A 1,064-nucleotide genomic window follows, 5' to 3' on the forward strand; every position below is an offset into this window, starting at 1 on the left:
AAATTTACCGGAGTGGCAGAACGCCTTGGAATGAACGCTTACGTATCAAAGACCACTTTATCGACGCCACTTCCGCGTTCCTCACAGATACCCACCCTGCGCATGAACGATGCTAACGCTTCATTACGTGAACGTGGCGGACTATCTAAAAAACGGTCAATTTCAACCAATGGCTCGCCAGGGTTAGTAATTTCGATGCGGTCATCAAAAATCTCGACCATCGGGCCAGCACCCGTTACTGAAAAATCCTGATGAATAAGGGCATTGGCAATTAATTCACGAACGGCTAAGTCTGGATACATAGGCACTTCTTGACGCAAAGCTTTGCCAATTACTTCATTTCTTGGCAATAGCGCCGACAAGTAATCAATCAGCCCTTCGAACCCTGAAGCATACCCTTTACGGCCTTCCTGCTCGCGGATCGTGTGCAACCGACCTTTGCCTTTGTACACGACTAGCCGAACCGCTTTACGCGCTAACCCCTTGAAGCTTTGTAGCTCTCTGGCAAACAAAATCGCACCAAGGTTAGTGACTTCCCAGCGTTTGGCATCGTCGCAGCGCAACATACCGTCCTCTTCAAGCCTACTCAGAATGCCCGCTTGGTCTGTTGGCAACGGTAACCCCAATAGCTCAAAATAAGCTGTGTAATCCAGCAGCGCTAATGCTTCTGTCATCGATAAGTCGCTGGCAGCGGGAAGCTCTTCAAACGGTGTTTTATCAAAGATGCGCCACAGCCCACGCTCGACCTCAGGATAATCCTTCAGCGGCTTTTTATTGGAACCGATACGCACAAGCTCTTTGCCCGAAAAGCTCGTTGGCTTTGAGTGCGCTCGCGGAATTTCGAGAATGACAACGGGTAGCTCTTCGCCCTCTACAGGCACGTTAACCTGATAGAACTTGAAGTGGTCTAGGGCTGAGCATTCTGACGAGCCAACTTTCCAGCTCTTCATTGCCTTTTTTGGCCTGCCAGGGGGTAAACGTGGTGCCAACAACCTCATGAGACGCATCATCTACGCCCCACCCCCTCTGTCAGCCTAGTTGTCCGGTTGGCGATCTCGCCCAAA

At 50.6% G+C, this 1,064-nt stretch carries 1 protein-coding gene; it reads right to left on the reverse strand.

Translation table 11 applies throughout. The annotated features are described in order from the left end of the window. Nucleotides 1-38: 38 nt before the first annotated feature. Entirely contained in the window at nt 39-950 is a 912-nt protein-coding gene (locus INT19_RS12020) for an ATP-binding protein (protein WP_226912639.1), read from the reverse strand. Nucleotides 951-1,064: the final 114 nt, after the last annotated feature.

Source organism: Halomonas sp. 3A7M, from assembly GCF_014897875.1.
Taxonomy (GTDB): Bacteria; Pseudomonadota; Gammaproteobacteria; order Pseudomonadales; family Halomonadaceae; genus Vreelandella.